This is a genomic window from Acinetobacter sp. LT1 (assembly GCF_059800965.1).
This window is the reverse complement of the sequence record NZ_JBBAXE010000013.1, coordinates 95,324-115,066: the sequence shown is the minus strand read 5'-3', so window position 1 is coordinate 115,066 and position 19,743 is coordinate 95,324. Positions and strand designations below refer to the sequence as shown.

General features: G+C 34.8%; 17 protein-coding genes. 7 read left to right on the top strand and 10 right to left on the bottom strand.

Going from position 1 to position 19,743, the window contains the following annotated elements:
* Positions 1-281: 281 nt before the first annotated feature.
* A complete protein-coding gene (locus tag WBW42_RS13765; RefSeq protein WP_023187860.1) occupies positions 282-575 on the top strand; it encodes a hypothetical protein in 294 nt (97 codons plus the stop codon).
* A gap of 37 nt (positions 576-612) precedes the next feature.
* Here the strand turns inward: WBW42_RS13765 and WBW42_RS13760 are convergent, their stop codons facing one another.
* Entirely contained in the window at positions 613-1,149 is a 537-nt protein-coding gene (locus WBW42_RS13760; protein WP_005068924.1) for a GNAT family N-acetyltransferase, read from the bottom strand.
* A gap of 28 nt (positions 1,150-1,177) precedes the next feature.
* Complete coding sequence (gigD, locus tag WBW42_RS13755) at positions 1,178-1,627, bottom strand: Lrp/AsnC family transcriptional regulator GigD (RefSeq protein WP_004791887.1); 450 nt, start codon at positions 1,625-1,627, stop codon at positions 1,178-1,180.
* Positions 1,628-1,774: 147 nt separating this feature from the next.
* Here gigD and kynU point away from each other — a divergent pair, with 147 nt between their 5' ends.
* From kynU to WBW42_RS13730, 5 genes are all read left to right on the top strand, one after another.
* Positions 1,775-3,025: a kynureninase gene (gene kynU / locus WBW42_RS13750; RefSeq protein ID WP_032070666.1), complete on the top strand. Its 1,251-nt coding sequence runs from the start codon at positions 1,775-1,777 to the stop codon at positions 3,023-3,025.
* A 40-nt stretch (positions 3,026-3,065) separates the two neighbouring features.
* Positions 3,066-4,472: an amino acid permease gene (locus tag WBW42_RS13745; RefSeq protein ID WP_032055923.1), complete on the top strand. Its 1,407-nt coding sequence runs from the start codon at positions 3,066-3,068 to the stop codon at positions 4,470-4,472.
* Positions 4,473-4,479: 7 nt separating this feature from the next.
* A complete protein-coding gene (locus WBW42_RS13740) occupies positions 4,480-5,226 on the top strand; it encodes an alpha/beta hydrolase (RefSeq protein ID WP_032055925.1) in 747 nt (248 codons plus the stop codon).
* A 606-nt stretch (positions 5,227-5,832) separates the two neighbouring features.
* The gene (locus WBW42_RS13735; protein WP_032055927.1) at positions 5,833-6,114 is read left to right on the top strand and encodes a ubiquitination-like system serine protease family protein; all 282 of its coding nucleotides are present in this window, start codon (positions 5,833-5,835) and stop codon (positions 6,112-6,114) included.
* A gap of 560 nt (positions 6,115-6,674) precedes the next feature.
* On the top strand, positions 6,675-7,853 hold the full coding sequence (locus tag WBW42_RS13730) for a S8 family peptidase (RefSeq protein WP_032055929.1): 1,179 nt from the start codon (positions 6,675-6,677) through the stop codon (positions 7,851-7,853).
* A gap of 46 nt (positions 7,854-7,899) precedes the next feature.
* On the opposite strand, the gene WBW42_RS13725 is transcribed toward WBW42_RS13730, so the two are convergent.
* Positions 7,900-9,354: a SulP family inorganic anion transporter gene (locus WBW42_RS13725; RefSeq protein WP_032055931.1), complete on the bottom strand. Its 1,455-nt coding sequence runs from the start codon at positions 9,352-9,354 to the stop codon at positions 7,900-7,902.
* A 226-nt stretch (positions 9,355-9,580) separates the two neighbouring features.
* On the bottom strand, positions 9,581-10,213 hold the full coding sequence (locus tag WBW42_RS13720) for an SOS response-associated peptidase family protein (protein WP_017386009.1): 633 nt from the start codon (positions 10,211-10,213) through the stop codon (positions 9,581-9,583).
* A 394-nt stretch (positions 10,214-10,607) separates the two neighbouring features.
* On the opposite strand from WBW42_RS13720, the gene WBW42_RS13715 reads away from it, so the two are divergent.
* Positions 10,608-12,047, top strand: a complete 1,440-nt coding sequence (locus tag WBW42_RS13715) for a glucose/sorbosone family PQQ-dependent dehydrogenase (protein WP_032055933.1) — start codon at positions 10,608-10,610, stop codon at positions 12,045-12,047.
* A 53-nt stretch (positions 12,048-12,100) separates the two neighbouring features.
* Here WBW42_RS13715 and WBW42_RS13710 read toward each other — a convergent pair whose 3' ends face one another.
* From WBW42_RS13710 to pfkB, 6 genes are all read right to left on the bottom strand, one after another.
* The gene (locus tag WBW42_RS13710; RefSeq protein WP_002120966.1) at positions 12,101-12,544 is read right to left on the bottom strand and encodes a universal stress protein; all 444 of its coding nucleotides are present in this window, start codon (positions 12,542-12,544) and stop codon (positions 12,101-12,103) included.
* A 147-nt stretch (positions 12,545-12,691) separates the two neighbouring features.
* The gene (locus tag WBW42_RS13705; RefSeq protein WP_032055935.1) at positions 12,692-14,782 is read right to left on the bottom strand and encodes a putative bifunctional diguanylate cyclase/phosphodiesterase; all 2,091 of its coding nucleotides are present in this window, start codon (positions 14,780-14,782) and stop codon (positions 12,692-12,694) included.
* Between the two features lie 579 nt (positions 14,783-15,361).
* Complete coding sequence (locus WBW42_RS13700; protein WP_002120955.1) at positions 15,362-15,577, bottom strand: hypothetical protein; 216 nt, start codon at positions 15,575-15,577, stop codon at positions 15,362-15,364.
* A 194-nt stretch (positions 15,578-15,771) separates the two neighbouring features.
* Positions 15,772-16,236 (bottom strand): MarR family winged helix-turn-helix transcriptional regulator, encoded by a 465-nt coding sequence (locus tag WBW42_RS13695; protein WP_002121027.1) that lies wholly within the window; start codon positions 16,234-16,236, stop codon positions 15,772-15,774.
* Positions 16,237-17,076: 840 nt separating this feature from the next.
* Complete coding sequence (locus tag WBW42_RS13690; protein ID WP_032055938.1) at positions 17,077-18,795, bottom strand: fructose-specific PTS transporter subunit EIIC; 1,719 nt, start codon at positions 18,793-18,795, stop codon at positions 17,077-17,079.
* Positions 18,782-19,729 (bottom strand): 1-phosphofructokinase, encoded by a 948-nt coding sequence (pfkB, locus tag WBW42_RS13685; RefSeq protein WP_032055940.1) that lies wholly within the window; start codon positions 19,727-19,729, stop codon positions 18,782-18,784. The genes WBW42_RS13690 and pfkB overlap by 14 nt, the downstream gene beginning before the upstream one ends.
* Positions 19,730-19,743 lie beyond the last annotated feature (14 nt).

Genomic DNA, 19,743 nt, shown 5'->3' with positions numbered 1-19,743 from the left:
TTCTTCTTGGTCTACGTGCCATAAAATACTCCATATATTGATGTTTATAACATCATTTGGGGAGCAAAATATCACTTATAAGTGTTGTTCAAATTTCCTGATCCACCTCTCAAGTAAAAATAGGCAGCCAAAGTTTTGCAATTAAGAAATCTTAAAAGTCATCTATATTTATGGTTAATTTTGCTTACATAGGATACGTATTGACATACATTTTATAAATTGAAGGATACTTGTTTAAAGTTATATTTAAAATTAACCCTAATAAGAATTTAGAGAAAGCAATGAAAATTGGATTTATTGGCGGAGCCAATGACGGTATTGTAATCAATGCTGCTGATGGCCTTGATACTTATAAGCTTGAATGGCATTACAAAGCAGAAAAGCACTGTGAAGCACAGCCAACCTTAGGTCTTAATGGGCCTGAGTATGATTACTACAACCTATTAATACTAAGAAAAAATAAAGAGGCTAAACTCTTTTATGTACTCACTACAATGGGAAAAGATGATATCGCGAGTAAAATCCATGAGTATTGGGAGTGCTCTACATCTGTTGGCTATGATTTCGATGATTAAGAAAATTTTTATTAATAATTTAAAATTTTGACTTTAATCAAAAAATAAATGAAGAGCTCGTAATTTCATATAACACATGTGCTTTTAGTTGGTGATGGAGAGGAACCTTGGGATGATCAAAGTTTTTAACTTTGTGCATTCCAAGTCTTTCCATGACGGCTTGAGAGGGTATATTTATGTTAGCGGTAAATGAAACGATCTTATCTAAATTCAGTACATTAAAACCATAGTCTAAAGCCGCTTTTGCTCCTTCAGTTGCATAACCTTGTTTCCAGAATTCTTTTGCAAGTCGCCACCCGATTTCCACACAAGGAGAAAAGTCAAATTGTTCAGGTTGGCTATGTAAACCAATAAACCCGATAAATTGATGGGTTTCTTTTAATTCTACTGCCCAGAAGCCCCAACCATTTTCATTAATTAGAGATGAAATTTTTTGGATTAAATTAAGGCTTTCTTGGGGTGTTAATAGAGTTGGGAAAAATTGCATAACATCTTGATCCAAGCCCATTGTTATAAAAGGCTCAACATCACTTTCTTTCCATTGTCTTAAAATTAAACGTTTTGTTTCGATCATGAGATGTCTCTTTAATAAAAATAAGGGATTAAAGTGGTTTTTGCACAATCTTTTGTAAAATGATCTTGGAATTGATGCTCACTACACCTTTTATTTTATTTAAGGTATTAATGACGAAATGAGAAAAAGAACTCAAATCTTTGGTCGCAACGTGTAAAACATAATTAGATTCGCCAGTAATAATATATGCATTAATGACTTCATCAAAATTTTTGATCTGACTTAAAAAGAAGTTGTGATCATTTTCTGTGAGTTGGGCAAGCTTTATTTCGACAATTGCCTCAATTTTTATACCTAGTTTTTCATAATTAACTTTCGCTTGATATTTTTCAATTACACCATTGCTTTCTAAAATTTTAACTCGCCGATGACAAGCTGAAGCCGAAAGGTTAACGAGATCGGCCAGTTCTTGGTTACTTAACCGAGCATTATCTTGTAAATATTTTAAAATTTTAAGATCAATTGCATCTACATTCATTTTCGAATTTCATCCATGTTTTTTAATTTTAATTCGAATTTTATACGAAAATAGCAAATTTTAATCAAATATTATCGAATAAATCGAAAGAATTGGCGTGATAAAATTCAAATACAAAGGAAATGTTGAAAATAGGTGAAATAACAAATGATTACTCACGAACAATGCTGCTATTGGGATCAGGAAGATGAACTCAAAAAGTTTAAAGATGAATTTGCACTGCCAGAAAATATCATTTATTTAGACGGGAATTCTTTAGGCGCAAGACCAAAAAAATCATTAGAGGTTGCTCAGCATATTATTGCAAAAGAGTGGGGTGAGGACCTCATTAATAGTTGGAATAAAGCCGATTGGTGGGGACTACCGACTAGACTCGGAGATAAAGTCGCGCAGCTTATCGGTGCTGAAAAAGGTGAAGTGGTTATTTCAGACTCAACGACCCTAAATCTATTCAAAGTTTTATCAGCAGCGGTAAAAATTCAAGCTGAAAAATTTCCGGAACGTAAAATTATTGTTGCAGAAAAAGATGCCTTTCCAACCGATATTTATATTATTGAAGGCTTTATCGATTTGATTCATCAGGGTTATCAAGTTGAATTGATTGATGGCACCGATGATTTATCTCGTGTTTTAGCAAAAGATGTGGCGGTTGTTGTTCTTTCTCATGTGAATTATCGGACTGGATATTTCTATGATATGGAATCTATTAATCAACAAATTCACGCTAAAGATGCTTTGATTATTTGGGATTTATGTCACTCGGTTGGTGCGGTGCCTATGGATCTTAATCAGAGCAATAGTGATTTTGCGATTGGTTGTACTTATAAATATTTAAATGGTGGCCCAGGTTCTCCAGCGTTGTTATGGGTAAATCGAAAGCATCGTGATCAGTTCTGGCAACCTCTCTCAGGCTGGTGGAGCCACAAGAAACCTTTTGATATGGCTCAGCACTATGAACCAGCTAACAGTATTCGCCGTTACTTGTGCGGAACTCAACCCATCATTTCTATGAGTCTAATTGAATGTGGTATCGATATTTTCTTACAAGCTGATATGCAACAAATACGCGTGAAATCACTCAAATTAACTGATTTGTTTATTCAACTTGTTCAACAAGAGTGTGCCCAGTTTGGTTTTGAGCTGATTACACCTTTAAATCATAAATATCGTGGCAGTCATGTCAGTTATAGGCATGAGTTCGGTTATGAAATTATTCAAGCTCTCATTGCTCGTGGGGTAATTGGGGATTATCGAGAGCCGGAAGTATTACGTTTTGGAATTACACCTTTATATCTAGGATTTGAAGATATTTGGAATGCCGTACAACAACTTAAGCAAATTATGCTGAATAGTGAATGGAAAAATGAACGTTATCTGGTGCGCAGTGAAGTGACCTGATCGTTAGAGATCAACATTAGAAAAATGGCTAGGAGGGCCTATGAGCAGTTTTGATGAAATACAAAATCGAGAAGCGGGTTTACATAAAAAATTATCCGCAAAACAGATGGGAATGATTGCAATTGGTGGAGCGATTGGTACAGGGCTGTTCATGGGAAGCAAGTTCGCAATTAGCTTTGCTGGCCCAGCCGTCATTGTGAGTTATGCCATTGGAGGCTTAATCGCATTTGCTATTATGGCTTGTTTGGCTGAGATGACAGTCCAGCACCCTACGTCAGGCTCATTTGGGGCATATGCTGAGCATTATGTAAGTCCGCTTGCTGGGTTTTTAGTCCGTTATTGTTATTGGGCATGTATTGTATTAGCGGTCGGTACAGAAATTACAGCAGTTGCAGACTATATGAAATTATGGTTTCCAGATGTCGGTTCCTGGGTCTGGATTGCGTTTTTTTCGCTAACCTTACTTGTGGTTAATGCATATAGTGTTAAAGCATTTGGGTTGGTTGAATATTGGTTTTCGACCATAAAAGTCTTTGCAATTATTGTATTTATTCTTTTAGCAATTGGTATTTTGACTCAAGGTCATGGAGGAACAGCTCAGGTTGTCTCTAATCTAAATGATCATGGGGGCTTTTTTCCTCATGGTTTTAGTGGAGTCTGGATTGGAGTAATCATTTCAATATTTAGTTATTTAAGTATTGAAATGATCGCTGTTGCAGCAGGTGAGGCTAAAGATCCAGAAAGAGCTGTTAAGAAAGCTTTTAAAAGTACGGCAATTCGCTTAATCCTATTTTATTTGCTGTCTTTATTTCTCATTGTGGCCCTTGTTCCTTGGATAACCTTAATTGGAGCTGACGCAACCAGCCCTTTTGTGATGGTAATGAAAATTGTAGGTATTCCATATGCGGACAGTATTTTAAATTTTATTGTAATTGTCGCGGCCTTATCCGCCATGAATAGTATGTTGTATATCTCGACACGTATGCTATTTAGCTTGTCACGCGCAGGTGATGCACCGAAACTATTTGGTCGTATTAGCCATAATGGCGTACCAATTAACGCGTTGCTATTATCAGCAGTGGGTATTGGAGTTGCGAGTATTATTTATACCATTAATCCGAACTCGGCATTCCCGATCATGATTGCTTTATCTATGTTCGGTGCACTGTTCACTTGGGGCAGTATTTTTGTTACCCATATGTTTTTTAGAAGGAATATGGCGCGAAAAGGAGAACAGTTAAAATTTAAAGTTCCAGCGAGTCAGTTAATCTCCTTGTTAGGATTAATCGCAATTTTAAGTATTACGATCACAACGTGGTTTACCAATGAATTCAAGTCAACTTTACAGTTTGGAGTCCCATTAGTTGTTGTTCTTACATTTTTCTATTATTTAAAACGTTCATCAGCCAAGCTTGCTTTAAATAGTCATGAAGAATCTTTGAAGTAAGACACCTATGCGACCATATGATAATTCTAGAACCGTAGCGAATGAACATGAAATATTGGCAGAATTTAAAAGAACAAGCTTGTTGAGCTATCAAAAATTTACCCATATTGCAGATATCCAATATGGTACGCACTCACGGTCAACTTTAGATTTTTTCCCATTAGAGCAAGCCAAAAAGACTGTTATTTTTATTCATGGTGGATATTGGCAATGGTGTGATAAATCAGATTTTGCATTCATCGTACCGTATGTTCTAGCAAAAGGAGTCCAGTGCGTTCTTTTAGAATATGATCTGGCCCCACAAAGCAAAATTTCAGATATTGCTTCTCAAATTAATCAAGCTCTCGATTTTATTCGAGAGCAAGACTGTAAAACTAATGAGGTAGTTTTGGTTGGGCATTCGGCAGGGGCGCATCTGGCTGCTTTGTCATTAGGCCATCCACTCATATCTGAGATGGTTTTGTTAAGTGGAATTTATGATCTGGAACCTATACAAAGTACACATTTAAATCATGCTCTCAATCTTTCAAGCGAAGATATCTTAAAATACAGCCCTGTTCATCAGTCAAAACGAATTACTACTCCATGTTCAATTTTCTGTGGTGAACTCGAACTTGATGAGTTGAAATGGCAAAGCCAAAATTATTTTGAAATGAAGAAAAGGCAAGATCAGGATTTTGTTTCTTTCAAGCTTATTCCTAAAATTAACCATTATTCTATTTTAAATCATTACTTTAATAATATTTTAATTTAAGTGTTTGAAATAGAATGTAATTGAGTAAAGAAAAACAGATTAAACTTATTAGAAGATAAAATGTGAGATAAATCACAACTCAACCTAATTTTTATAAAAATTAAGTATCGTTATTGACCTGACTATAGAACTTAATTAGATTAAAAAGATAGTGCTTTCTCACTAAGCGGCAAAATGTTTAGCTGTTGTTTAGTTGAGTTTCAAGTCCGTAGCTTCCCAAGATGCGGACTTTTTTATTTGATTTTTAAAAACAATAAGATAAATCGAATTTTGTTCTTGGATATGGCGGTAATATCTATTTAATGATTAATATGAGTTAATCACATAGCCCTCTGCCAAATAAGAAACAAACTAGTATTTGCTTTTCATTATTTAACTGGAATTATCATTTAATTAATAGATTATATAAAATATATTTTACCAAACTAACAAAGTGTGAGATTACACTCGGAACTTCATGAGTTTGTCATATAGGTTAGATAAATTAAAAACAGAAAAATAAAAGAGAGAAGGCTATAGCACATAATTTAATAATATATTGCATCTGTAAATAAATGGTTTAGTCGGCTCTTATGAGTTGGCTTTTTTATTTTTAAAGGAGTGTTAATGAAAGTACAGTATTTTGAAGGAGGCATGTATAAACATATGTGTCCTGCTTGCGGATATCTTCATTATATTCCTGTACATTATCCTTTCTCTAACGGCAACCAATGGTTTTTTAATGGTAACTTGGAAAAACCGACATTTGATCCCATCATAAGTATAAATGAATATTGTAATTACTTTATTAAAGATGGCTTTATCGAATATAGCGTTAATTGTAGGCATCATTTAGCTGGTTGTAAGGTTGAACTGCCAGAACTAAAATTAAAAAGCTATAGAATATAATTGATTTTAGTATTTATTAATTATAACCATTTAAAAAACATTATATTCATTAATTATCACATATTTTTGCAATATATCTTTACATATTTGATACTGAACACCTATAGTTTAAAAAATTGTAAATCTCTTTTAGTTGAAGGCTATATTGTAATTTGCAAGAATTTTCATAACTCACTGTTTTATATTTTTATTTATGGATATCTGGAAATTTTTAAAAAGCTTTAATACAACTGGAACATATCTCATTATTTCTACATTTATATTATTTTTAATGATTATATATTTTTACATTATACATCCCACCTAAACTAAATTATAAATAAAGTAAGATAATTATTTATTCTAAAATGTTTGATGTATTGGTTTATTTAAATTGGTTCTCAATTTTAAATGAAAAAAGATAATAGCATTGTATAGGTCCAAGTTTTATGAAAACATGATGTGGTTATAATATATGGAGAATATAATAAAAATTCCTTTCTAAAGATGTTAATCCCTAAATATAAAGACTGTACTGATCATAACAATGATGTCTAAAGTAAAAAATATGGAGATTTTCTATGAAGTTTTGCCAAGTTTCGACTTTTCTTTTAGCAATAGCGCTGAGTCATTTAACCTATGCTGCACCTGCTACAACAAATTCTGTATTAGGCTCATCTGAAGCAAAAGGAATTATTAAAAATCAATATATTGTTATTCTTAATAAGGATGTGGGTTCTTCTAACGAGTTTGCACAAGGTATTGCTAAACAACATGGTGGGAAGGTATTACAGACCTATGATGCTGTACTTAAAGGATTTGCAATTTATTTACCCGATGTTGCCGGTACTGCTTTTGTTGAAGCAATGAAAAAAAATCCGAAAGTCGTTTCTATTGAAAATGACACAATCATGAAAGTCGATGCGACTACGCAAAGTAACCCAGATTGGGGACTAGATCGTATTGACCAAAGAAACTTACCTCTAGATTCAGCCTATTCGTACTTACAAACAGGTTCAGGCACAACCGCTTATATTGTTGATACAGGAATATTGTCTACACATCAACAGTTCTCTGGACGGGTATTAAGTGGCTATACCGCGATATCTGATGGTAATGGAACAAGTGACTGTCATGGTCATGGTACCCATGTGGCAGGAACAGTTGGTGGTAGTACCTATGGGGTTGCCAAGAATGTAAGCTTAGTGCCTATTCGGATTTTAGGATGTGATGGTTCTGGTGCTTCGAGTAATGTGATTGCTGGTTTAGATTGGATATTAAAAAATGGTAAAAAGCCAGCTGTAGTGAATATATCTTTAGGTGGTGAAGCAAACGCATCTTTAGATAGTGCAGTAGAAAACTTATTTAATAATGGCTATGTAATGGTTGTGGCTGCAGGAAACTCGAATACAGATGCATGTAGTTCTTCTCCTGCCAGAGTAAGTAAGGCAATTACTGTCGCTGCTACAGATAATACTGATACACGAGCGAGTTATTCTAATTATGGAAGCTGCGTTGATATTTTTGCGCCAGGAAGCCAGATCAATTCTTCATGGATTGGGAGCAATACAGCAACTAAAGTTTTAAATGGAACTTCAATGGCTACTCCACATGTTGTTGGAGTCGTAGCTGAAATGTTGCAAAGTACACCTACAGCAACACCTCAGACAATCTCAACTAATCTGTTAAATCAAGCAAGTAGTAATGTGGTAAAAAATCCTTCTGGTAGCCCAAATCGATTGTTATATAAATCACCTTAATAAGAAGTATGTCTTGAAATTGGAAAAGGTCCCGAAGGACCTTTTTTTAGATTTTTGCATGAGTACCGTATTTATCAATCATGATTGAGCTGGCTTCATTTAAACCGCGAACCGTTACCTGAATACCGTTCTTTTGAAATTTATTCACAACAGAATCTAACATGGCAACTGAGGTCACATCCCAAATATGAGAATGGGTGAGATCAATAATGACTTCTTTAACATCTTCTTTAAAGTTAAAACCTTGCATAAATTTTTCAGATGAACTAAAAAATATTTGACCTTTTAATTCATATAGACGAGCTTGATTTTCGAATGAAGTTTCTATACGAATATCATTTTCAAGTTTATTTGCTAAGAAAAGTGCTGAAAGTAATACCCCAGTTAATACACCTAACGCTAAGTTATGGGTAGCAACTACTACAATAACGGTTGCGATCATAACGACATTACTACTTTTAGGATTATTTTTAAATTGAGTCAGTGAACTCCACTCAAAAGTACTAATTGATACCATAATCATGACGGCAACCAGAGCGGCCATGGGAATAACCTTTAACCAGTCACTTAAAAATACAACGAGAATAAGTAAGAATATACCTGCGCAAAAAGTGGATAAGCGTGTGCGACCACCCGATTTTACATTAATCATTGATTGACCAATCATGGCACAACCCGCCATACCTCCCATAAAACCTGAAGCGATATTTGCAATGCCTTGACCTTTACATTCTTGAAATTTATCACTAGATGTATCTGTCATTTCATCAACGATTGTTGCAGTCATCATTGATTCAAGTAAGCCAACCGCGGCAAGGGCTAAAGAATATGGAAGAATAATAAGGAGGGTTTCTAAATTTAAAGGAATATTCGGAATTAGAAATATCGGCAAAGTGTCTGGTAATGAGCCCATATCACCAACCGTTCGAACGTCAAATCCTAAAAAAATAGCGAGTAATGTGACTACTACAATACAAATAAGAGGTGAGGGAAAGAACTTTCCAATTTTTGGAATATAGGGGAAAAGGTAAATAATTCCTAAACCAATTGCTACTAGTAAGTAGACATGCCATGTCACATTTACCAATTCTGGTAATTGAGCCATAAAGATGAGTATGGCGAGGGCATTAACGAATCCAATAACCACCGATTTAGAAACAAAACGCATGAGTTTGGCAAGTTTAAAATATCCGGCCAAAATCTGTATGACGCCAGTTAATACTGTCGCAGCGAATAAGTATTGAAGCCCGTGTTCCTTTACTAGCGTTGTCATAACCAAAGCCATGGCACCCGTAGCTGCCGAAATCATAGCTGGACGACCGCCTACGAAAGAAATAATAACGGCAATACAAAAGGATGCATATAAACCGACTTTGGGATCTACACCCGCAATAATTGAAAATGCAATTGCTTCTGGAATTAAAGCAAGACCGACAACGAGACCAGAAAGAATATCTGCGCGGACATTAGAGAACCATTGTTCTCGGACATTCGATAACATGAGAAATAGCCTAAGTTTTAAAATTTTGAAAAGGCTAGTGATGTGATATACCAACACAAGCGACTACACCACATCACTAAACAGTGATGAGTTATTTACAAGGGATAGGGGTAAATAAACTTAAGGTGGCGTAAGTGTCATAGGTATAGAGATTTGAGGCATTTAAAAGTGCCCGAAGAATAGCATAAGTTTTTAAGGCTGACTAACCTAAGTCGACTAAACCGATTTAATCATAATTTTTCATTTCAGCTTTTGGCATTGAGGCAAATTCATTCGCAGGCATATCTAAGAAAAAGTCTTTTGCTTCAGAATGAGTACAGTTGAGCCAATCATTTCTAAGATTATCAGGTATCACAATAACCGAACGTTTTTCATCATCAGGTTTGTGAAATTGTTTCATGAAAGGGTGATGATCAGCATTAATTGTTAATAGCGACATTGATCTAACTTTCTGTTCATCTATAAGTGTTTCTTCATAGATTGCAGCAAGGGTAAAAGGTTGCCCATCTTGACGGAAAATACCATACCAATGTGCTTTCCCATTGATATATTTAGGTTCATAAATAGCTTCAACAGGAATAAGCGCAAATTGATCATTTAACCAAGCATGTTTAAAAGAGCGCTTTTGTTCTACTGTCTCTGTTCTGGCATTATAAGTTGCATATTTGAATGCGATTTCTTTGGCATAAGGGGGAAGCATTCCAAATTTAGCTTTTCGCCACTCAAGCTCATTTTGATGAGATAAAATAAGTGGACAATCATCACTTGGGAAAATATCCATCTTATATTCAAAAGTGGGTTCAAATAACTCTAATTGATTGGCATGTATTTTCTTAATAGGTTTAAAGTTTGCACACATAAGACACCTTCGTTGTAAAAATAGCTCTCAATTACAGCTTCTAACTTTTAGTCTTTAGTGATGTATATTTTTATAATTAGAATTGTCTCTTTGAGTATTAATTTTTTAACTATCAATTACTTCGTTAATAAATATTTATTTAACTCATGGCCATTTCAAAAAAGTTTCAGATATAAAATTAATAGAATAGATAAATCGTATAGTTAAGTTGCTCATCTTAAAGAGAGTTTATTCAGTTTTAATAGCTACTTTTATGCAACAGAGCCTTTCAGAAATTTAGATTTTAATAGATTTGTTATTCATCATAATACAAATCATATAGAGAACTCGTACAAACCCTTTATTAGAGGTTTAAAAATTCTCGGAAAATTTTGACAATTTATAAGGTGGACACATGAATAAACATTTACTGGCAAAAATTGCTTTATTAGGCGCCGCTCAGCTAGTTACACTCAATTCAGCATTTGCTGATGTTCCTCTTACTCCATCTCAATTCGCTAAAGCAAAAACAGAAAACTTTGACAAAAAAGTTATTCTATCTAATTTAAATAAGCCACATGCTTTGTTGTGGGGGCCTGATAATCAAATTTGGTTAACAGAGCGCGCAACAGGTAAGATTTTAAGAGTGAATCCAGAGTCGGGTAGTATAAAAACAGTTTTTCAGGTGCCTGAGATTGTAAATGATGCTGATGGACAAAATGGTTTGTTAGGCTTTGCTTTCCATCCTGATTTTAAAAATAATCCTTATATCTACATTTCAGGTACATTTAAAAATCCGAAATCTACAGATAAAGAATTGCCTAATCAAACTATTATTCGTCGTTATACCTATAATAAATCAACAGATACGCTCGAGAAGCCAGTAGATTTATTGGCAGGATTACCATCATCGAAAGACCATCAGTCTGGTCGTCTTGTCATTGGTCCAGATCAAAAGATTTATTATACGATTGGTGACCAAGGGCGTAACCAGCTTGCTTATTTGTTCTTGCCAAATCAAGCACAGCACACGCCAACTCAACAAGAACTGAATGGCAAAGACTATCACACCTACATGGGTAAAGTACTACGCTTAAATCTTGATGGAAGTATTCCAAAGGATAATCCAAGTTTTAATGGGGTGGTTAGCCATATTTATACACTCGGACATCGTAATCCACAGGGCTTAGCATTCACTCCAAATGGTAAATTGTTGCAGTCTGAACAAGGCCCAAACTCTGACGATGAAATTAACCTTATTGTCAAAGGTGGCAACTATGGTTGGCCGAACGTAGCAGGTTATAAAGACGATAGTGGCTATGCTTATGCAAACTATTCAGCAGCAGCCAATAAAACAATTAAGGATTTAGCTCAGAACGGAGTAAAAGTAGCCGCAGGGGTTCCTGTGACGAAAGAATCTGAATGGACTGGTAAAAACTTTGTCCCACCATTAAAAACTTTATATACCGTGCAAGATACCTACAACTATAACGATCCAACTTGTGGAGAGATGACTTATATTTGTTGGCCAACAGTTGCGCCGTCATCTGCCTATGTCTATAAGGGCGGTAAAAAAGCAATTACTGGTTGGGAAAATACATTATTGGTTCCATCTTTAAAACGCGGTGTTATTTTCCGTATTAAGTTAGATCCAACTTATAGCACGACTTATGATGATGCTGTACCGATGTTTAAGAGCAACAACCGTTATCGTGATGTGATTGCAAGTCCAGATGGGAACGTTTTATATGTATTAACTGATACTGCCGGAAATGTCCAAAAAGATGATGGCTCAGTAACAAATACATTAGAAAACCCAGGATCTCTAATTAAGTTTACCTATAAGGCTAAGTAATACAGCCCATTAAAAAACCGATCTATAAAGATCGGTTTTTTAGCTTTAGAAAATTATTCAGTTACGACTAATACTGGTAAATGAATTTCTCCTAAAAGGGCTTGAGTCACACTTCCTAAGAAGAACTTTTTAAACCCTTTTCGCCCATGCGAGCCAATCACTAATAAATCTGCTTTTAGCTCATTAGCTGCTTTAATAATTTCTGTGTGGATTGTTTGACCCTCAACAATTTTTGTTTCAACAGAAATTCCATGTTGGCTAAATTGTTCTTTAGCTTGGTCTAAAATGCTCTGAATCGATGCTCTAGCTTTATTAAAATAATCCTGTGCTAATTCTGTACTATCAATGAATTCTACAGAAATGAAAGGATCTATAGTAAGCGCATATACTAGAGTCACTTTACTGCCAAAGGCCTTTGCAATTGCTGTTGCATGATTAACGGCAATAAGTGAAGTAGGAGAACCATCGACTGGAACCAAGATATGGTGATAACTCATATATTGCTCCTTATTGTCTTGTGACAATGTATGGTGTGGAAACACCGAAATTATTATCTTTATGTTTATATTATGAACAGTTTTTAAAAAATTATTGTTTATTTTTAGTATGAGTAAAAACTAAAAGGTTTATTAAACCTCTTATTTTCAAAGATTGTAATGACTTTCTAAGTAAGGCTGATTTTGTTTAAGTATGGAAATAACCTGAGTAGCATCTATAGCAGATTCAAACAAGAATCCTTGACCTATGTTATAACCAAATTGTCGAAGCAGTTCTTCTTGTTCTGGAGTTTCAATTCCTTCAGCGATAAGCCCGAGTGATAAATTTGGAGCGAGTAAACCAATTGCTTGGACAATTGCATAAATTGATGGGTCATGTTGCATCTTTTGGATAAAGCTACAATCTACTTTTAAACTGTCAATCGGGTAATCGCGAATATGGGTTAGCGATGAGAAACCAGTCCCAAAGTCGTCAAGTGCAATACGTACCCCATGCTGTTTTAATTTATTAAGTGCACGGATCACATATTCCGAGCCTCGGTCGCCTAGCATGTGCTCAGTGACTTCCACTTCAATATAATGCGTTGGTATTTGAAATTGATTAATCTTTTTCAAAAGTCTCTCAGCATAATTATCTCTTAAGAACTCAACTGGTGCAGCATTTAGTGAAACAGGGAGAGGGGTAATACCAAGAGTTATCCATTTGGCGATATCACGTAAAACTTGATGTTGCATCGTTTCACCGATCTTACTCGCTAAATTATAATCTTTAAAAGCTTCCGCAATTTGTGCAGGGTAGCCTCTTTGAGCTGAGGTTGTATGCCATCTTAATAAAGCTTCAAACCCCACTACACGATGAGTTCTTAAATCTACTTTAGGTTGATAATAAGGCTGGATGGTATGATGGCGAATCAGCTGACGAGCTAAATTAAGCTGAGAAGCGACAGTTTCAGTCATTTGCATCATGCATGGATCATACATGCGAATACCACCACGACCACGCGCTTTTAAATCATGCAATGCCATATCGGCACAACTGAGCAAACCTGACTGGTCTACGGCATCTTGCGGGTAAATTGCGCAGCCAATGCTCATCCCACCATTTAAGACATTACCTAAATAGGTAATCGGCTGATTTAGCTGTTGAAGTAAAATGGCTGCTAACTCTCGGACATCATTTTCAGAATTGAGATTATTAATAATAACCGCAAATTCGTCTCCGCCTAACCGCGCGACAAAGCACTTTTCATCATCTACACAATGACTAAAGCGTTTAGAGAGAACTTTTAATAGATGATCGCCTGCGCTATGCCCTAAAGTATCATTAATATGTTTAAAGTGGTCGAGGTCAATTAAAAGTAACCCTACACTTGTTTGAGTATCTTTTGAATATGAGAGAGTACGCTTAAGTTGAAATTTAAATGAACGCCGATTATATAATCCGGTCAGTTCATCTCTCTCACTCATATTCCTAAGCTGGTTTTCTGCCAAATGTTGTTGAGTAACATTACGTGAGACACAAAGGATTTGTCCAATTTCACCATTTTCCCGATGAATCGGGGTAAGCATATTATCCCAATACTCAGGATCCTGATCTGGCAAACAGCTCATTCCTGCAAATCTAGCAACTTTACCTTGAAAAGCTTTTTTCAAAGCGACTCGACCGCGTTTACGAATGTGCGGTGGTAATAGTTCGAGCCATTTCATTCCAAATTCTGTTTCATCAACAGGTACACCTAAAGCGAGGCATCCTGATTTGTTCATATGAGAAAGTGTGCCGTCTACATTTAAAACTTTAATGCAATCTACACTGATATCTAACATCTGATTTTGTATTTCAATGTTCTTTTGCAAGTTTTGTTGTTCTTGAATATCGTGATCTATATCTAAAAAGCTAACATACCATTCGCTAGTTTGTGAGGAGCTGCGATACTTAGATGCTTGAATCGATAGTTTGCACCATCTATATTGATTTCCAGCTCGTAAAAGTCGACATTTTAATTCGATTCTTTTTTGTAGGCGAATTGCTTCGAGCCATCTGTTTTTGACTTCATCTAAATCGGCAGGATAAACAAAATCTAGCCATTGCGCTGGCAATGGAGAAAAAGTATCCAACCAATATTCTGTACACTCTATATTGCAATATAATATCAAGCCATTTTCATCACTCACCCAAGTTGGGAGTGGAATTTGCTCAACAATAAAATGCTTTTGGGTGTTGTTCGACATTGAAGTCATAACATGCCTAGAAAGATTGTGTTGATTAATCTATTTATTAGCCATTATTGTAATCTTTCTGTAGTAAGCAAAACAGCAAATAATAAATTTTATGTGTATTTTTTTTGAACTAAAATTGAGTTATTAAAGCTAAAATATACTAAAGATTTAATTTATGTTTTTGTTATTTATTAATTTTTATTTATCTTTCTTTAAAAAAATATTTATGCTTATTTTTGTAAAAAACTTATTAAAACAGCAGCTTATAATTATGCATATATATTTGTCATATTAAAAATAAAACTAAGAAAGTAGAAGGAGTAAAGATAAAAAATAAAGAATTTGATAAATCAAATTTTATTCATAATATAAACAAAGAAGCTCTCAAAAGAGGTTAATTAAATACAATAATCGCTATTAAGTTTACAAAAGTAATATAAAATAATAGCTTGTATTATCGTAAAATTCTTTTTGTCAAAAAGGATATATATTTCCTTTTTGTACATTTTATAGCCTACATTTTCCCCAAGATGTAGGTTTTTTTTATGCATAATTTTTATAAATTTTAATTATAAAAATAAAAAAAGCCAAAATGGCTTTTTATACAGTTTCTGGCTTGTTCAACTGTTGTTGTATGTACAGATTCATATAGTACTGTTCGATATAATCATCAGCATAGTTGTTTGCTAAGGTTTTTGTTGCCACTTGCTCATGTTTTAAATAGCAGTTTGATTCAAGGTCTTTTTCAAGTACCCACCAGCTACGGTTAATACGACGTACCTGAAATTTGTCACTTTTGTATTTTCTTTTAGCCATTTTCCGAAATTTGCTATTCAGTTATTGAAAGAGAATTTCTACTGGAGTTAAGAGCTCAAGTCAACAGATGGAAGGTTAATTGATTATTTTATGTGGGATGCCATTTCTCTCAATATTAAAGTAGAGACATTAAAATAGTTAAGCTCTCATAATGAGAGCTTAACTATTGGGTGTAAATAGATTCTTATTTCATCTTAGCGAGAAAGGTTCTTTAAAAGTAATTTTAAACTTTCCATCATTTTTTCTAACTGTAAGGGAGTAATACCTTCAAAAGACTGCTCAAGTACTACACTTGTAAGATCATTGATCTTGTTGATCATTTCAGTCCCTTTTTCTGTAAGTACTACACGAGTGATACGACCATCAGTTTGGCAAGAGTAAGTTTCAACCAAACCTTCATCTTTCAAACGATAAACAATTTTTGTGGTAGTCGACATTTTTGAAATAATCATATCTGAAAGTTCAGAAACACTCGCATGGGGCTTGCTGCTTAAAGCCAACATGATGCGTCGACGTGAGTTATCTAAACCATATTTTTTTAAAGCATTATCAATGTTTTGTACATATTGAGCATGTACCTGAGTAATCCAATAATATGGAAAATCTTCAAGAGTAAAAGATTCTGTTGTAGGTAAAAAACGCGCATACTTCTTTGTCATTGACTTTTCCCCATACCTTGGTGGATCGCATTCCTGGTGAACTATCTTTAATAGTTGAAAAATATAGTTTCATCAAGCAAGTTATAGCAGGACTTTACTTGATGAGCAAAAGTTATATAGCTTCATTTAACAATGACATGGTTTAATTGTCTTTATCTTTATAAAGCGTTCCTACAACTTTGCGAACTTTAAATACTCTTCAGCTATAATCAAAGACTATTAAAGGTAAAACTGCTTAACAGGGCTGTACCTAAAACTCTTTGAGTGGATATGTAAGATTGCATCTAAGCTTGCTTGATCGTTAATTGAACGATATTGCTTGCAAGGGCATCGTAGAAAAAAAATTATGATTTGAACGTGGCATTGAACGAGAAAGTTTTTGTCTCTAAAGTCATAACTATGAAAAATTAAGATATTTAAATAAAAAATATTTATTTTTATCAATCACTTGTATTGTTTTGATGTTGCCGAAATTTACCATACATTTAACATGAAACATCTATTATTTAGTAAAATAAAATTAGATTTCTATATTAAATAATTGATTTTTATTAATAAATTTCAAATATTATTTGAAATCATAAGCTTTTGAAATAGAGGTGTTTTTGTCTATAAATTATAATTTTAATAAATTTTATCCATTAAATCTCAAAAGAGCCAATCTAACCGTAATACTCGCAGAAGAAGTGCCCACAAAGATTATGGCAAGAGCTATTCAGATTAAATGATTTAAGTCTCAGAGAAAGAGAATTAAATATTAAAAACTCTCAGTTTAAATTTTTATGAGATCAGGCACATATAATTTATAAAAAAGGGAGAATTTATATTCTCCCTTTTTAATTATGCAGTGGTCACAGCTTTTTCTTCTATTTTTTTCTTAACAATCGCATAGCTTATCCCTGTAACGATACTACCAGCAGCAATTGCAGCAAGATATAACCAAGCATGATTAATCGCATTGGGAATTAAAAGAACAAATACACCGCCGTGAGGAGTAACCAACTCACAATGGAATAGGGCAACGAGTGCTCCAGTCACAGCTCCACCTAAAATGCAAGTTGGAATAACACGCATTGGGTCTTTAGCTGCAAAGGGAATAGCACCTTCAGAAATAAAACATAAACCTAATACGAAAGCTGCTTTTCCGGCATCTTTCTCTCCAGTACTAAATTTATTCCTAGCAATGAAAGTTGCAATAGCCATACCAATAGCAGGGACCATGCCGCCTGCCATCGTGGCTGCCATAGGCATATAAGTATTTGTTGTCAGCAGTCCAACAGTAAAAGCGTAGGCTGCTTTATTGATTGGTCCACCTAAATCAATACACATCATGCTTGCTAATATAATTCCCATTAACACGGCATTTGTTGTACCCATGTTATTTAAGAAATCTTTCATTAGCTCAAAAATATGTGCTACTGGCTGTCCAACCACATAAAACATAATTAGACCAACAAATAATGTGCCTAATAACGGAATAATTAGAATGGGTTTAAGTGCTTCTAAACTAGTTGGAAGTTTAAGTTTTTTAGCGATAAATAGTGCGATATAGCCTGCAAGAAAACCTGAGACAATACCTCCTAAAAAACCTGCTTGTAACTGAGAAGCAAGTAAGCCGCCAATTAAACCAGGTGCGAGGCCAGGACGATCAGCAATCGAGTAGGCGATATAACCAGATAACATTGGAACCATAAGTATAAATGCAGCGGCACCAATTTGTTTTAATATAGCCGGTAAGCTGCCTGCTTGTTCAGCTGCATTAAGGCCAAAGCATAAAGACAGAGCAATTAAAAGACCTCCCGCCACCACCATAGGTAACATATAAGAGACACCTGTTAAGAGATGTTTATATACGCCAACTTTTTCGGTTTTATCTTTGTTTTCTGCAGATGTTTGTTGCTTACCTTGTTCTAAAACTTGCGCATTACTGATTGCCTCAGCAAAAGCTTTATCTGTTTGCTTTAGAGCAAAACCTGTACTACATCTATAAACACGCTTACCTACAAAACGGTCTGTATTAACTTCAATGTCAGTCGCAAGAATGACGATGTCCGCATCAGCAATAGTTTGAGGTGATAAAATATTTTTTGCGCCAACGGAACCTTGAGTTTCTACTTCAATGTCATAACCATGTTTTTCTGCGCCTTGCTGTAAAGCTTCGGCGGCCATAAAAGTATGCGCGACACCCGTAGGACACGCAGTGATCGCAACAAATTTTTTAGCTGTAGATGCTGATACGTTATTATCATTTTGCCAGTCTTGAGCAGATTTAAAATGATCTAAAGCAGTTTGAAAAGCTGAATCAGTATCACTTTTGATCTCTTCAATGTTAATGAAAGATAAAGGGTGTGTACCAAAAATATTAAGATTTTTCGGGCGTTGTCCAACAACGATAATTTGGTCAAAGCTTTCATTCACCTCGAATTCATCAAGCGAAATAATGCTGTTTTGATAACCCTGTTGAGACGCGACTTGTGCAAGCTTACGAGCTAAAATCAAAGCATTGACTTGCTGTTGCGGACTATTAATAACAAATAATAAACGTTTAGCAGTTGGCATCAGATTCACTCAATGAATTGATTGTTGTTTGGGCTTTTAATTGGTTTAGCTTTTCAGCATTAGGAATACGAAAGCCTATTTGTGTTACAGCGTGGCTTGCAATTGCTGTAGCAATTTTTAATGTTTCTTCGGCAGAGAAGCCACTTAATAAGCCATGAATCATCCCTGCTAAAAGAGAGTCACCCGCACCAACTGTACTTTTAACTATCACTTTAGGTGCTGTGGCATGAAGTGGGTGAGTGTCATGTAACCAGTTTACACCGTCTTCACCCATCGAAATAACGACATGTTCAATTTTAGCTAAGTTTGCAAAAAGTTTTTTTTGTTCAGCATAGGTTGTAGCAGGAAGCTGATAACTTTCTACTAACTCATCTGTATTTGGTTTAATCATCCAAGGTTGACATTCAATTGCAGCAACCAACGCTTTACCACTTGTATCAAGTGCAACATTTTTACCTTGCTCTTGAATAAGTTTAATAAGTTGTTGTAACTCATCAGCACTAAAACCTTGTGGTAGGCTTCCAGCAATAGCAACCACATCTACCTGAGGCAAAATCATCTCGATTTTTTGAAAGAGGTTTTTCTTATCTAGTTCATATACGAAAAAACCTTTTCCATTTAAATCCGTCATACGTCCTGATTGTTCAGCAATTTTTATATTTTGGCGAGTTTCACCTTCAATATAAATAAATTCAGATTGAAATTGAGCTTCTTTAAAATGGTCATCGAAAATCTGTCTATTTGTTGCTCCTAGAAAACCAGAAACAACAACTTCATGCCCCAAATCTTTTAAAACTTGAGCAATATTTAAACCTTTGCCTGCCGCATGTATTTCAACAGATTCTTGGCGGTTTACTTCACCTATCTGTAACTCATTGAGTTGTATAGTCACATCAATTGCAGGATTTAAAGTAATTGTTAAAACTTTAGCCATTACCATTCCTAATC

Bases quoted from the DNA above. Each gene is read 5' to 3' on its own strand.
- WBW42_RS13765 (WP_023187860.1), top strand. From the start codon at position 282: ATGAAAATTGGATTTATTGGCGGAGCCAATGACGGTATTGTAATCAAT.
- WBW42_RS13760 (WP_005068924.1), bottom strand. From the start codon at position 1,149: ATGATCGAAACAAAACGTTTAATTTTAAGACAATGGAAAGAAAGTGAT.
- gigD (WP_004791887.1), bottom strand. From the start codon at position 1,627: ATGAATGTAGATGCAATTGATCTTAAAATTTTAAAATATTTACAAGAT.
- kynU (WP_032070666.1), top strand. From the start codon at position 1,775: ATGATTACTCACGAACAATGCTGCTATTGGGATCAGGAAGATGAACTC.
- WBW42_RS13745 (WP_032055923.1), top strand. From the start codon at position 3,066: ATGAGCAGTTTTGATGAAATACAAAATCGAGAAGCGGGTTTACATAAA.
- WBW42_RS13740 (WP_032055925.1), top strand. From the start codon at position 4,480: ATGCGACCATATGATAATTCTAGAACCGTAGCGAATGAACATGAAATA.
- WBW42_RS13735 (WP_032055927.1), top strand. From the start codon at position 5,833: ATGAAAGTACAGTATTTTGAAGGAGGCATGTATAAACATATGTGTCCT.
- WBW42_RS13730 (WP_032055929.1), top strand. From the start codon at position 6,675: ATGAAGTTTTGCCAAGTTTCGACTTTTCTTTTAGCAATAGCGCTGAGT.
- WBW42_RS13725 (WP_032055931.1), bottom strand. From the start codon at position 9,354: ATGTTATCGAATGTCCGAGAACAATGGTTCTCTAATGTCCGCGCAGAT.
- WBW42_RS13720 (WP_017386009.1), bottom strand. From the start codon at position 10,213: ATGTGTGCAAACTTTAAACCTATTAAGAAAATACATGCCAATCAATTA.
- WBW42_RS13715 (WP_032055933.1), top strand. From the start codon at position 10,608: ATGAATAAACATTTACTGGCAAAAATTGCTTTATTAGGCGCCGCTCAG.
- WBW42_RS13710 (WP_002120966.1), bottom strand. From the start codon at position 12,544: ATGAGTTATCACCATATCTTGGTTCCAGTCGATGGTTCTCCTACTTCA.
- WBW42_RS13705 (WP_032055935.1), bottom strand. From the start codon at position 14,782: ATGACTTCAATGTCGAACAACACCCAAAAGCATTTTATTGTTGAGCAA.
- WBW42_RS13700 (WP_002120955.1), bottom strand. From the start codon at position 15,577: ATGGCTAAAAGAAAATACAAAAGTGACAAATTTCAGGTACGTCGTATT.
- WBW42_RS13695 (WP_002121027.1), bottom strand. From the start codon at position 16,236: ATGACAAAGAAGTATGCGCGTTTTTTACCTACAACAGAATCTTTTACT.
- WBW42_RS13690 (WP_032055938.1), bottom strand. From the start codon at position 18,795: ATGCCAACTGCTAAACGTTTATTATTTGTTATTAATAGTCCGCAACAG.
- pfkB (WP_032055940.1), bottom strand. From the start codon at position 19,729: ATGGCTAAAGTTTTAACAATTACTTTAAATCCTGCAATTGATGTGACT.